Origin of the sequence: Gordonibacter sp. RACS_AR49, assembly GCF_030418435.1 — a bacterium.
Classification (GTDB): Bacteria; Actinomycetota; Coriobacteriia; order Coriobacteriales; family Eggerthellaceae; genus Gordonibacter; species Gordonibacter urolithinfaciens.
The window spans coordinates 77978-91431 of sequence record NZ_JAIUDM010000002.1; the positions used below are offsets into that span (position 1 = coordinate 77978).

11 protein-coding genes and 1 tRNA gene are annotated in these 13454 nt (G+C 64.5%); 10 read left to right on the plus strand and 2 right to left on the minus strand.

Annotation, left to right across the window (positions count from 1 at the left end; translation table 11 throughout):
• Positions 1 to 107: 107 nt before the first annotated feature.
• From LB310_RS04930 to LB310_RS04960, 7 genes are all read left to right on the plus strand, one after another.
• Positions 108 to 1103 (plus strand): PRC-barrel domain-containing protein, encoded by a 996-nt coding sequence (locus LB310_RS04930; RefSeq protein WP_301154658.1) that lies wholly within the window; start codon positions 108 to 110, stop codon positions 1101 to 1103.
• 8 nt (positions 1104 to 1111) lie between these two features.
• The gene (locus tag LB310_RS04935; RefSeq protein ID WP_238386003.1) at positions 1112 to 1924 is read left to right on the plus strand and encodes a TVP38/TMEM64 family protein; all 813 of its coding nucleotides are present in this window, start codon (positions 1112 to 1114) and stop codon (positions 1922 to 1924) included.
• Positions 1925 to 2106: 182 nt separating this feature from the next.
• Complete coding sequence (locus tag LB310_RS04940) at positions 2107 to 3201, plus strand: NINE protein (protein WP_301154659.1); 1095 nt, start codon at positions 2107 to 2109, stop codon at positions 3199 to 3201.
• Positions 3202 to 3420: 219 nt separating this feature from the next.
• Positions 3421 to 4359 (plus strand): aldolase, encoded by a 939-nt coding sequence (locus LB310_RS04945; protein ID WP_087191511.1) that lies wholly within the window; start codon positions 3421 to 3423, stop codon positions 4357 to 4359.
• A 469-nt stretch (positions 4360 to 4828) separates the two neighbouring features.
• Positions 4829 to 6382, plus strand: a complete 1554-nt coding sequence (locus LB310_RS04950; protein ID WP_301154660.1) for a catalase — start codon at positions 4829 to 4831, stop codon at positions 6380 to 6382.
• A gap of 259 nt (positions 6383 to 6641) precedes the next feature.
• Entirely contained in the window at positions 6642 to 6863 is a 222-nt protein-coding gene (locus tag LB310_RS04955) for a hypothetical protein (protein WP_015539205.1), read from the plus strand.
• A 90-nt stretch (positions 6864 to 6953) separates the two neighbouring features.
• The gene (locus LB310_RS04960; RefSeq protein ID WP_301154661.1) at positions 6954 to 8387 is read left to right on the plus strand and encodes a serpin family protein; all 1434 of its coding nucleotides are present in this window, start codon (positions 6954 to 6956) and stop codon (positions 8385 to 8387) included.
• A gap of 161 nt (positions 8388 to 8548) precedes the next feature.
• Here the strand turns inward: LB310_RS04960 and LB310_RS04965 are convergent.
• Positions 8549 to 8631: transfer RNA gene (locus LB310_RS04965), tRNA-Leu, on the minus strand.
• Positions 8632 to 8888: 257 nt separating this feature from the next.
• Between LB310_RS04965 and LB310_RS04970 the strand changes: the two genes are divergently transcribed.
• From LB310_RS04970 to LB310_RS04980, 3 genes are all read left to right on the plus strand, one after another.
• Positions 8889 to 10316 carry a Sapep family Mn(2+)-dependent dipeptidase gene (locus LB310_RS04970; RefSeq protein WP_301154662.1) on the plus strand — a complete coding sequence of 476 codons (1428 nt, stop codon included), beginning with the start codon at positions 8889 to 8891 and terminating at the stop codon, positions 10314 to 10316.
• 69 nt (positions 10317 to 10385) lie between these two features.
• The gene (locus LB310_RS04975; protein WP_301154663.1) at positions 10386 to 11267 is read left to right on the plus strand and encodes a tyrosine-protein phosphatase; all 882 of its coding nucleotides are present in this window, start codon (positions 10386 to 10388) and stop codon (positions 11265 to 11267) included.
• A 243-nt stretch (positions 11268 to 11510) separates the two neighbouring features.
• A complete protein-coding gene (locus LB310_RS04980) occupies positions 11511 to 12224 on the plus strand; it encodes a LytTR family DNA-binding domain-containing protein (RefSeq protein ID WP_080144027.1) in 714 nt (237 codons plus the stop codon).
• A 286-nt stretch (positions 12225 to 12510) separates the two neighbouring features.
• Here LB310_RS04980 and ngr read toward each other — a convergent pair whose 3' ends face one another.
• Complete coding sequence (ngr, locus tag LB310_RS04985; RefSeq protein ID WP_087191517.1) at positions 12511 to 13275, minus strand: nigerythrin; 765 nt, start codon at positions 13273 to 13275, stop codon at positions 12511 to 12513.
• Positions 13276 to 13454 lie beyond the last annotated feature (179 nt).

Below are 13454 nucleotides of genomic sequence, written 5' to 3' on the forward strand. Positions count from 1 at the left end.
GCTTCCGCATGCCCCCTTCGCGTCATCGGCACGCAGGAAGACAGCGGCCGACGCGGCCTGAGAGAGCCGCGCCGCTACACAGCTGCGCGCCTGGGGGAAGATCGAACATGGCCAACAAACTTATCACGACCGACGAGCTCACGGGCGTGCGCGTCGTCGGCGGGAAGAAGGGCACGAAGCGCATCGGCAAGGCGCGTCGTTTCGTGTTCCACCCCAAGGAGAAGCGCGTCGTGGGCTTCGTGGTGAAGCGCCCCGACCTGCTGTGGATGTTTCGTCGCAAAGACCTGTTCGTGGCCGTTAACGGCTACGAGATAGAGGACGGCCGCATCGTGGTGAGCAACGATCCGGCTGCCACCAACCGTGCCGCCTGCAAGGAGCTCGGCGTTGACTGGGACGCGTGCGTGCTGTGGGTGGGGCTGCCCGTCATGACCGAGGATGGGGATACGCTCGGCGTGGTGGGTTCCGTGGCGTTCGATCGCAGGACAGGGGCTATCGCCTCCGTCACCACCGACAGCGGTGCGACGGCCAATGCGCTGCTGGGCAAGCGCGAGATTCCGGCCAATCTCGTGAAGGGCTTCAAGCGCGGCATGGGCGCAGCTCTCGCCCAAACGGGCGAGGAGGGCGAGGAGTCCGAAGAGGTGGTGTTCGGCGCCATCCTCGTGGCCGACGAGGCGCGCGACATCGCCGTGGAAGGCGGCCTGGCCGAGAAGGCTGGCGAGGCCACGGCCGTGGTAGTGGACAAGGCCCATACCGCCGTCGACAAGGCGAAGCCTGTCGCCAGCGCCGCCGCCAAGAAGACCGGCGAGGTGGTGAACAAGGGCGCGTACGCCACAGGCAAGCAGATCGCCGCCACGAAGGGCATGTTCTCCGGCTTCAAGGAGGAATACGACAAGGCGCGCGGCCCGAAGCCCTCGCAGGAAAAGGCTCTGGAAAAGACAGGCGAGCTCGAAGCGGATGAACTGCCCGAACCGTCATCGCAGGCCGAGAAAGCCCCCGCCAAGCAAGCTGCGACCAAGAAGCAGTCCGCCAAGAAACCGACGCCCAAGAAGAACATGTTCTCCGCATTCAAAGAAGAGTACGACAAAGCGCGCCACGACGATTAGGCATACCATTGACGCAGAAACCATCGCATGAATTCGATACCGGCAAACTGAAGCAGAAGGCGGCCGAGCGCACGCACGAGCTGCACGAGAAGGCGCAGCAGGAGACGACCGTGCACGGCCACAAGATGGAGAAGGGCGACATCTTCAAGTTCGTCGGCCTGATCGCATTCTTCGCCATTATGGTGATTATCTGCCTGCTCATCTGGCCGTATGTGGCCGACATCTTCGAGCCGGGCGGCATCGACCGCGTCATCGCGGACGTGCGCGGCGCAGGGCCGGTGGGCTTCCTCATCCTGCTGGGGCTTCAGTTCCTGCAGATCGTGGTGGCGTTCATCCCGGGCGAGGTCGTGCAGATAGCGGCCGGCATGCTGTATGGGCCGTGGTTGGGCGCGCTCATCATCCTGATGGGCTGCGTCGTTTCCAGCGCGTTCATCTTCGCGCTCGTGCACAAGCTGGGCGCGCCGTTCGTGCAGAGCATGGTGCCCACGAAGTACCTGGAAAAGTTCCGCGCCTTCGAGAAGACGGGGAAGCTGAACATCGTGGTGTTCATCCTGTTCCTTATCCCCGGCTTGCCGAAGGACACGTTCACCTACCTGGTGCCCCTCACGGACATGAACATGCGCACGTTCCTGCTGCTGTCGAACATCGGGCGCATACCCGGCATCCTCGTGTCGACGTACGCTGCCGACGGGCTCATCGACGGGCGCTTCGCAGAGAGCGCCGTCCTGTTCGCCGTGGCCGCGGTTATCGCGGTGCTGGGCATCGTGTTCCAGAAGCGCATCATGAAATTCCTGGAGAAGCGGTCGCACCGCGACAAGTAGGCGCAGCGCGCACCAGCCACGTCGTACGGCGCGACGGGTGCGCGCTTTCGGAACTTTCGGCAACGGAAACCTTAACGATGGTATACAGAGGGCAACGACACGGTGACGGTTTACCGTCAGAGCCGTACGGCCGGATACCATGGCGCTATCACCTTGGAACCTCACGATAAGAGAGGCATGCTATGAACCTCAACGAACAGAACGGCAGCGCATCGGACGAGGTCGCCGCTGCTGAAGCCGAGCTTCGCGCTGCACAGGAAACGCTCGAGGCGGCACGCGCGCGCCTTGCCGAGCTCAAGGGCGAGCACCCCGCCGTCGAGCCGGGTGCCGCTCCGTCCGATGCCGCCGGCGACGGGGAGCCCGCCGAGGCCTTCGGCGTGGCCGCTGTCGTCGTGGACGAGGATACCGCCGAGATCGAGGCCGTCATCTTCGAGGCAGAGGCGGTGGCTGCGGCTGACGATGACGTGCAGGGCGATTCCGTGGCGGACGGAGATACGCCTGCCGAGGCTGCTTCGGATGATGCTGGCAATGCGCCTGCGTGCGCGGTGGACGAGGCGGATACGCCTGCGGCTGGCGACGCTCCGGATTATTCCGGCTTCGATGAGCCTGCAAGCGGCGAACCTTCCCCGAACGATGCGACCGAGCCGGCGCCGGCCTCCCCGGCCGACACGGCCGCCATTCCGGTGCAAGGCGAGCCGGCGCCCGAATGGGTTCCCTACACGACGGCTCCCGCAGCGGACCCGTCGCTCGGTTCGCAGCCGACGCCCCCGTCGGGCGCATCCTATGATGCGCCGTACGTTCCGCCCACCGGCTCAACTGCGCCCGGTCCCGTGCCTCCTGCACCCGGCCAAGGCTCCTACCAGAATCCCCAGCAACCGCCTCAGCCCCAGCAACCCTACGGCGGTTATGCCGCACCCTACGGCCAGACGCCCCATGCGGGCCCTGGAGCCGTGCCTCCGCAGCAGCCGTATTACGGCTACCAGCAACCCTATTACCAGCAGCCGTACCAGCAGCCTGTCATCGCGACGAAGGATCATGTGGCCGCCGGCCTGCTCGCCATCTTCCTGGGCGCGTTGGGCATCCACAAGTTCTACCTGGGCTACAATACGGCCGGCTTCATCATGCTTGCCGTCACCATTCTGGGCAGCCTGTTCACGTTCGGCCTGGCGGGCGGCGTCATGTGGGTCATCGGCATCATCGAGGGCATACTCTACCTGACGAAGTCCCAGTCCGAGTTCGAGCAGATGTACGTGGTAAACAAGCGCGAGTGGTTCTAAGGTTCCGACGGCCTCCCGACAGCCGGGAGGCCGTCGGAGCGCCCCTGCACGAAGCGCTTTGCCGGGCGCCTGCCATCGTCCAACTGCCAAACGCCCGCTCGCCTGATAGTTCCCCGGTTTTTCGGTGGAGCAACGCGGGCGGTTCCGTCCATTGGCTAGAATAACTTCATCGATTAAGGCAGCGTTGCCTTGCGACTGAGATCCTATAAGGAGGAAATCATGCCCCAAATTACTCGTGACCAGGTGAGGGTGCCGGCCGACGTCATGCCGGAGTCCCGCGACGAGTACATCGCGAACTACCTGAAGGCCACCCGCGGAACGGGCCGCCTCATGCTGTTCGCCTGCGATCAGAAGATCGAGCACCTCAACAAGGACTTCTACGGCGAGGGCATCGACATTGCCGACGCCGAGCCGCAGCACCTCTTTGAGATCGGCCGCCAGGGCGTGTGCGGCGTGCTCGCCGGCCAGCGCGGTCTCATCGCGCAGTACGCGGCCGACTATCCCGAGATCAACTACCTCGTTAAGATGAACTCGAAGACGAACCTCGTGGGCACGAAGCAGGACGACCCCTACTCGCCGCAGCTCTACGACCTGGACGCTGTGCTTGCCATGCGCGAGGCCGGCGTGAACGTGGTGGGCATCGGCTACACCATCTACCTGGGCAGCGAGTACGAGTCCACCATGATGGCCGAAGCCGGCGAGCTCATCGCCCAGGCCCATGCCAACGGCCTGCTGGTCGTGCTGTGGATCTACCCGCGCGGCAAGGCCGTCACGGCCGAGAAGGACCCGGCGCTCATCGCCGGTGCGGCGGGCGTGGCCCTGTGCCTCGGCGCCGACTTCGTGAAGGTGAACCCGCCGAAGCCCGAGGACGGCACGGCTCCGGCCGAGGCCCTCAAGGTGGCCACGATGGCGTCCGGCCGCACGGGCCTCGTGTGCGCCGGCGGATCGACGGTAGACGCCGAGACGTTCCTCACCCAGCTCTACGACCAGATCCACACGGGCGGCGCCGTGGGCAACGCCACCGGTCGCAACATCCACCAGCGCTCGCTGGACGAGGCCGTCCGCCTGACGAAGGCCATCAGCGCCATCACCTTGGCCGACTACTCCGTCGCCGACGCCCTTGCCGTGTTCAACGGCGAGAAGGATTTCGCTCTGTAGGGCTTCGAGCTCCCATTGCGAACAGGGAAACGGACGCTTCGGCGTCCGTTTCTTTTTTATACGCCTACCGCGGCCCGAGAGAAGGGGAGTGCCCTTGGCCCCACCTTCGAGACCCCGCCAACAACGGATCACAGGCGATCTCCGGGCAACTCACTCTGATATACCTGCTCATCAGGCTGTTTCACGCGAGGAATTCATCCCGACTCACCCCCCCAGCTCATCCTGTCCCGGCTCCACCCTTCCTCCCACGGCTCATTCCCCGCCTTTTCGCTCCTCTCCTTGTCTCTCCACCTCTAACATTTTGCGGCCTTTATCGAAATTCAAAAATCAACCCACTCGATAAAACTGTGATCTAATTGAGAATTATTATCAATAATATGGTGAAGTGAGCTCCTCGGGTGCTATGATCGCGGCAACCGATAGATGTGAACGATGCCCATCGGGGTATCCACCAGGAAGGGGTCATATTATGGCCAGCGAATCCGACACCACGCGCCTCACGAACGAGGTAGGCAATCCCGTCGCCGACAACAATCACACGCTCACGGCAGGCGAGCGCGGCCCCATGATGCTCCAGGACAACTGGATGATCGAGAAGCTCGCGCACTTCGACCGCGAGGTCATCCCCGAGCGCCGCATGCACGCGAAGGGCTCGGGCGCGTACGGCACCTTCAAGGTGACGGGCGATATCAGCCAGTACACGAAGGCCAAGGTGTTCCAGCCGGGCGCCGAGACTGAGGTGTTCGTCCGCTTCTCCACGGTTGCCGGCGAGCGCGGCGCGGCCGACGCCGAGCGCGACATCCGCGGCTTCGCCATGAAGTTCTACACGCCCGAGGGCAACTGGGACCTCGTGGGCAACAACACGCCGGTATTCTTCCTGCGCGATCCGAAGAAGTTCATCGACCTCAACCACGTGGTGAAGCGCGATCCGAAAACCAACATGCACTCGGCCCAGAGCAACTGGGACTTCTGGTCGAGCCTGCCCGAGGCGCTGCACCAGGTGACCATCGTCATGTCCGACCGCGGCATCCCGGCCAGCTACCGCCACATGCACGGCTTCGGCAGCCACACCTACAGCCTGATCAACGAGCAGAACGAACGCGTGTGGGTGAAGTTCCACCTCAAGACCAACCAGGGCATCAAGAACCTCACCGACGACGAGGCCGCCCAGATCATCGCGGGTGATCGCGAGAGCCATCAGCGCGACTTGTTCGGTGCCATCGAGCGCGGCGAGTTCCCCAGCTGGCGCTTCTGCATCCAGGTGATGGACGAGGCCACCGCGAAGAACCACAAGGAGAACCCGTTCGACATCACGAAGACGTGGAGCCAGAAGGAGTTCCCCCTCATCGAGGTGGGCACGCTGGAGCTGAACCGCAACCCCGAGAACTACTTCGCCGAGGTGGAGCAGGCCGCGTTCGCTCCGACGCACCTCGTGCCGGGCATCGGCCTGTCGCCCGACAAGCTGCTGCAGGGCCGCCTGTTCGCATACGGCGACGCGCAGCGCTACCGTCTGGGCGTGAACCACAACCACATCCCGGTGAACCGTCCGCGCTGCCCCTACGCCGAGTTCCATCGCGATGGCATGATGCGCACCGACGGCAACTTCGGCGGAACCATCGGCTACGAGCCCAACAGCTACGGGCAGTGGCAGCAGCAGGCCGACGCGGCTGAGCCGCCGCTGGACCTGTTCGGCCCGATGGACGCGTGGGACCCGGCGGACGACCCGACCGACGACACGTTCTATCAGCCGGGCGACCTGTATCGCCTGATGGAGGAGCCGCAGCGCGCTGCGCTCATCGGCAACACCGCGCGCAACATGGAGGGCGTCACGGAGAACATCCGCCTGCGCCACGCCGCCCACTGCTACAAGGCCGACCCCGAGTACGGCGACCGCCTAGCCGAGGCGCTGGGCGTGGACGCGAACCGCGTGCACGAGCTGGCGCAGATGACCCACGAGGAGCGCATGGCCGCCACCGGCCAGCAGGTCCCCGCCCGGAAGATCGGCGGCGAGGTGCGCGCGTAAATCATCCGAAGAGGGCAGCTTTTCATCAAGCCATCGAAAATGGGCTCGTCGAATTCGACGAGCCCATTTCGCATGTCGTCACAGAAAATATCAGTGACGACATGCAGTGACAAGTGAGAAATTGTAGTGAGAATTGATAGGGACGTATCCTTCAAGCGGTAGTCGGGTTGAGATCGGGTTCGACACGGTTGGGGGATGCGCGTGGCACGGTAGACGCCTCGGCGTATGCTGGCTCTTTCGTCAAGCGAAAGGAGCCGCCATGCGCGAGATATCGGGTTTGGCCAAGTTCGGGTACTTCTGCGTGGGATTGTTCGGCGGGTTGTTCGGCGTGCTGGCCGCGTGGTTCATGGGCAAGGACGGCTGGGGCTGGAGCGAAGGCGGCAAGCTGTTCGCTTGGTTCGGTTGCCTGTTTTGGCTCATCGTGTGGGTGATCATGGTGGTGACCGGCGGCATCGCGACGTTCCTCGCCTTCCTGTTCTAGCTTTTCCCGACAATCGGGCGCGTTGGATCGTGTTACCCTGCGAAGAAACGAACGCGACCGGCGCGTTGCGCTTTGGGGAAGGCGGGGAGCATGCGGAGGAAAAGAGACACGCAGATAAAGCCGAGCGTGCGTGCGGTACGCGCGCAGTCGGAGGCAAGCCTGCATGAGGCAAGATCGCACGCGCAGGCGAAGGCGAGTTCCCTGCGGAAGGCCGTGCTTGCGGCGGTGCTCGCGCTGGCCGCTGCCGTCGCGCTGGTCGCCTGCGCCCAGGCAGGCGATGTGCCGCAGTCTTCGGAATCGGTCTCCTACGAGGGCGCGACCACCGTTGCGCTCGCAGAGCTCCCCGCGAAGCCGGCGGCCGACGACTACGAAGCGCAAGACGAGCTCTTGGGCGCGAATGCGCTGGACGGGTCGTTCGCAGACGGCCTCTCGGCGTTCTCCTACCGCAGCGCATCCGCGGTGCTCGGCGATGAGCCGCAGGCCAACGGTAACTTCTCGCCGGTCAGCCTGTACCTGGCGCTCGCTATGACGCAGATGGGCGCCGCCGGCGAGACACGCGACGAGATCGCGGCGGCACTGGGCTCCTCCGACGCTGCGGCCACGGCGGAGCAGTGCGGCAACCTGATGCGCCTGCTGGCCACCGACCACCTTTCTGACGTCAGGCTGGCGAACTCCGTGTGGATGCGTCCCGACGCGCAGTTCAAGCAGCCGTTCGTCGACGCCATGCGCGACCAGTTCTACGCCTCGTTGTTCCTGGCCGATTTCGGCACCGGTGCAGCCGACAAGGCCATGGCGCAGTGGATTGCCGACAACACCGAGGGCACGCTGAACCCCGCGTTCAAAAGCCAGGAGGGCCAGCTGCTCTCGTTGATCGATACCGTGTACTTCAAGGGCGAGTGGGCTAAGGCCTTCGACGCGGAGGCCACTGTGCCCGGCGCGTTCGCGGCCGAGCGCGGCGACGTGCAGGCGGCCTTCATGGTGCAGCGGCTCGACCGTCCGCAGGAGATCCGCCAGACCGAAGTCTACACGCGCGCGAGCCTCGGTTTCGTGGACGGTAGCGAGATGACGTTCGTGCTGCCCGCCGAAGGCAGGGGCGTGCAGGACCTGCTGGCCGACGGGGCCCTGCTCGAAGAGGCGTTCGCGGGCGAGTCCACCGGCGAGGCATTCGTCACCTACCGTGTGCCGAAGTTCGCCTTCGACAGCTCCTATGGCTTGATCCCCGCGCTCGAGCGGCTGGGCGTCGTCGCAGCGTTCGGCGACCAGGCCGACTTCTCCAATCTTTCCGACACTCCCGCCTACGTGTCGAGCGTGGCGCAGGAAAGCCGCATCGGCCTTGACGAGAACGGCGTGGAGGCGAGCGCCTACACGAAGGTGGACATCATGGAGATGTCGGCATTGCCCGACCCGTCGGTGATCGAGGAGCTGGAGTTCAATTTGGATCGGCCGTTCCTGTACGAGATCCGCACGCGCCAGGGCGTCCCGCTGTTCGTCGGCCTCTGCGCCCAGCCCGACGCGGTGGCGTGAGGACGTCATGGCGCAAGGTGAGCGCTGCTCGTTGTCATCCTGGGTTGCATGCTTCCGCTCAAGATGCAGGTGACGAGACGAATGCCCCGCCCGTCTCTCCGCGTTTTCGCGCCCCAATGCAAAAACGATCCCTTGACGGGATCGTTCTCGGATATGCGAAGTGGTGCCCGAGGCGGGATTTGAACCCGCACGTCTAGGACAACGGTTTTTGAGACCGCCGCGTCTGCCATTCCGCCACTCGGGCGCACCGTGAAAGTATACCGGATGCCCCGTAGGCCGTCGAGGGCAAACTGGTGCGAATTGTGCGCGCGAATCGCAAGAAGGCTCTTCGCGCCGCGCACTCGCCGCTACCTTGTGGCGCCCGCTCGGCAAACGGTCAACATATACATGACGGTCTGGCGCGCCGATGCCGCTTGGCGCATAATGGTGGCAACGTCGCCGGACGGCGCTAGCGCCGCTGCGGCCTGCAAACGCATCTTCGGAACGAGAGGCGGACACGCAATGAACCAAACCGAACTGACGAATAAGATAGACGCATACCTCGAGAAGAACTGGGACGCCATGGTGGATGACATCGCCACGCTCGTGCGCATCCCCAGCTTCCAGGAAGACGACAAGAAGGCCGACGGCGCCCCGTTCGGCCCCGGCCCCAAGAAGGCGCTCGAAGCGGCGCTCGAGCTGGCGGGCGGCATGGGTTTCAAGACCCATGATGCCGAGGGCTATATCGGCTTCGCCGACTTCCCCGGCGCCTCCGACACGCAGCTGGGCATCATCGGCCACATGGACGTGGTGCCGGCCGGTCCCGGCTGGACCTTCGAGCCCTACGAGGTCACGCGCAAGGACGGCTACCTTGTGGGCCGCGGCACGCTGGACGACAAGGGTCCCAGCGTCATGGCCCTGCACGCTATGAAGTTCTGGAAGGACCTGCAGGACGAGGGCGAGGCGCCGCAGTTCCCCTATACCGTGCGCTTCCTGTTCGGCGCGAACGAGGAATCCGGCATGGCCGACGTGGCCTACTACCACCTGCACTACGACGACCCGGCCTTCCTGTTCACGCCCGATGCGGAGTTCCCCGTGTGCTACGGCGAGAAGGGCGGCTACGACGGCATGCTCATGAGCAAGCCCATCGAGCCGTGCGCGCGCGTCATCGTGGAGTTCGAGGGCGGCGCGGCCACGAACGCGGTGCCGGGCCTGGCCCACGCCATTGTGAACGCCGATGCCCACGAGCTGAAGAACACCGACCGCATCGTCGTGACCGAGGCCGGCCCCGGCCGGGCGCGGCTCGAGGCCACCGGCAAGGGCGCGCACGCCTCAATGCCCGACGATGGCGTCAACGCCATCGGCCTCATCGTGGACTACCTGCTGGAGAACGGTCTGTGCGGCGCCGACGAGCGCGCGTTCCTGGAGTTGGACCAGAAGCTGCTCAACCACACGGATGGAAGCGGCGTGGGCATCAAGAGCTCCGATGAGTACTTCGGCCCCCTCACCGTTATCGGCGGCACCATCGCCCTCAAGGACGACCGCTTCGTGCAGACGGTGGACAGCCGCTTCCCCACGTCCATCACGGCGGACGAGATTACCGAGCGCCTGCGCCAGCTGGCCGAGGAGATCGGCGGTTCGTTCGAGAACACCCTGCTCATGGAGCCGTTCCTGGTGAAGCCGGACAGCCCCGTGATCCAGGCGCTGCTGAACGCCTACAACGAGGCCACGGGAGAGGACGCCAAGCCGTTCACCATGGGCGGCGGCACCTACGCGCGCGAGTTCAAGAGCGGGGCGAGCTTCGGTCCCGAGAAGCCGTGGGAGAAGAATCCGGACTGGGTCGGCACGATGCACGGTCCCGACGAGGGCGTGAGCGAGGAACTGCTCAAGCAGTCCTTCAAGATCTACGCGCTCACGTTGGACAAGCTCATGCAGCTCGACCTGAAGTAGAAGCCTGCGCGAGCGCCCCGCCGCCGGATAAGCGCGCGGGGCGCTTCCGTCTTTGGAAGGAGCACTGCCATGGTCGACACCGTGCCCGACGATTTCTCCCCCTCGCTCGGCATAGCCGATGCCGAAGGGCTCGAGAAGGTATCCGACGGCCATATCGAGCTGGAGGGGCTGCCGAACACGCGCGATATCGGCGGCATCCCCGCGGCCGACGGTCGCTACGTCAAACACGCGCGCCTGCTGCGCTCGGGCGCGCTCACCGGTGCGACAGAGCGCGACCTGGAGGTGCTGCTCGACGACTTCGGCGTGCGCACGGTCATCGACCTGCGCACCGAGGAGGAGCGCCGCGAGAAGCCCGACCCCGAGGACGGCATGGAAGGCGTGCGCTTCGAGGACGCTCCGGTGCTGAATACGGCCACCCTCGGCGTGACGCGCGAGGGCGGCATCAAGGGTGCGCTGAAGATGCTGCGCGCCGTGCAGGACGACCCAGCCCAGATCATGAGGGATATCTACGAGCGCATGGTGCTGGACGAGGTCAGCCAGCGCGGCTTCGCCTCCTTCTTCGACGACGTGCTGGACACCCAGGAGGGCGCCGTGCTGTGGCACTGCACCATCGGCAAAGACCGAGCAGGGCTGGCCGCCATGCTGCTGCTGCACGTGCTGGGCGCCTCGCACGACGACATCATGCGGGACTACGAGGCCACGAACCGCTACGTGGCGTCGCGCACCGAGGACATCATGGACGCGCTGGCAACCTACCATCTGGCCGGAAAGCTGAACAAGAGCATCCAGGTCATCAATTCGGCCGACCCGCGTTTCCTGCAGGCGGCGCTCGACGCCATCGACCGGGAGTTCGGCGGGTTGGACGCCTACATGGGGAAAGCCGTGGGCATCACCGACGAGAAGCGCGACACCTTGCGCGCCCGCTACCTGACGGACGACCCGAGAGGCTAGGCGAAGGCAGGAGGGGGCGCCTTGGGGCCCGCGGGAGCCGACGCGCGCGCTGCCGCCGTGTTTTCGCTGCGGCCCCGCGCCGCCTCGCGTCGAGCCGCCTCCCGTTCTGCATGACGTTCGCCGCTTGAAACCGTCGAGTTAATTCGTATATTCGGGCTTCTCCGCAGTTTCCGCCTGCCTTGATTTATAATGATGCCGAAAGAGGCGAAAAGTATGTCGGGGTTCGGAAGCTAGGAGGTTCACGTGTTGAAGGCCATGATCGTCGATGATGAGGCTCCTGCGCGCTCTGAACTGAAGTTCCTGCTGGACGAGTTGGGGCAGACCGAGGTGGTCGCCGAGGCTGCCAGCGTGCGCGAGGCTATCGAGAAGCTCAAGGAATACCCGGTCGACGTCATGTTCCTGGACGTGAACATGCCCGAGGCCACGGGCCTGCAGCTGGCCGAGGCCCTGCAGCACCTGAAGTTCCCGCCCGCCGTGGTGTTCGTGACGGCGTACAGCGAGTTCGCGCTCGAGGCGTTCAAGGTCAGCGCCATCGACTACCTGGTGAAGCCGGTGGAGACGGAGCGCCTGTCGCAGGCCATTTCCCGCGTGCGCGAGCACGTGTCGCTGCACGTGGCCGCCCAGAAGTCCGAGCGCATCCCCGTCGAGAAGGGCGGGAAGAAGATACTCATCGGCATCGACAAGATCCGCTTCGTCATGGCGCGCGACGACTATGCCTACCTGCAGACCGACACGGACCGCTACTTCTCCACGGTGAGCCTGGCCCAGCTGGAGAAGCGCCTGGACGGCCACGGGTTCTTCCGCGTGCACCGCGGCTACCTGGTGAACCTGTCGATGGTGGAGGAGATAGAGTCGGTGTCCGGCGGCACCCTTCTGCTCACGCTGAACGCCGTGGACGAGAAGATCCCCGTGTCCCGCCGCCGCGTGTCCGCGCTGAAGAAGGCCTTGGGACTGTAGGGCGGGAAACGGAATCGGCTGGGACAGGCCGGGTTGCTCGCCGGGACGGGCTGGGCTGCCGTCCACGTTCCATGCTCATCCTTCTCCGAAGAAACGAAAAACGATCCGCCTGATTTTGATCGGGCTGATCGTTTTTGTCTCTTCGGAGTGCCTCTTTTCCGACCCTTTCCGCTCTCTATCCGAATGTTTCACGTGAAATATTCGTTCGCGTAAGGGAAGGCCCGGGCACGCCAAGGGTGCATCCGGGCCTTTGAGGGAGAGACCCCGTTAAGGGCAGGTCGAAAGCCTAGTATTCCTTGAAAGAAGCCTTGGGTGCCAGGCAGATGGGGCAGGCGGTGAAGTTCTCGCCCTTGTGGATGTAGCCGCAGATGGGGCAGAGGTAGTATTTGTCATCCGTGGGCGTGTCGATGGTGTTGTACGCGTCCAGGTAGCGCTCGGCGTGGTACGCCTCGGCCAGCTTGGCGCGGGTGAACACCTGCACGGCCTCGTTGTTCTGCTCCTCCTGCGCCACTTTGATGAACGCGGGGTACATGTCCGACGTCTCGTAGATCTCGCCGTTCGCGCCGGCAATGAGGTTGAGGTCCACGGTGTGCTCGGGAACCTCGGGCGGCTCGGGCTTCTCATAGCCCGGCTCCAGTTTCTGTGCCAGTTTGTACTCCAGCTCGATGTGGATCTTCTCGGCATCCGACGTGCAGTTGAACAGGCGTGCGATGTGGTCGTAGCCCGCCTTCTCGGCGACCTTTGCCCATGCGGCGTACTTCGTGGTGGCGCCCGTCTCGCCCTCGATGGCCGTTTTCAGGTTGTCGAGCGTCGTGCCCACGGTGGTGGCGCTTTCCTCAACCACGTTGAAGTTGCTGGCCGTGGCCGCGTCGGGCATGGTTTGCGGGTCGAGCACGTTCGCCGTAGCGCCGTCGGCGGGAGCGTCGGCGTTCGCCTGAGGCGCGGGCTCTTCCTGCTTGGGCGCGCAGCCGGCCAGCAGGCCGAGCGTACCGACGGTTGCGGCTCCAATAGCCGCGTTCCTCATGAAGCTTCGCCGGGAGATATCGGACATGGAAACCCCTCCTGTTCCAGCGGCGGTGCTTTCTGCGCCGCCCGATCCGCGTGAGCGCTGCTCTCGTCTGCGCTCATCTAATGATTGATACTTTATATCAATAAGTAATAAAAATCAATAAGAAATATAATCGAATTAGTGGACTTTCAGGAAGGAGCCGCTGGGCGGTCTCACGTACA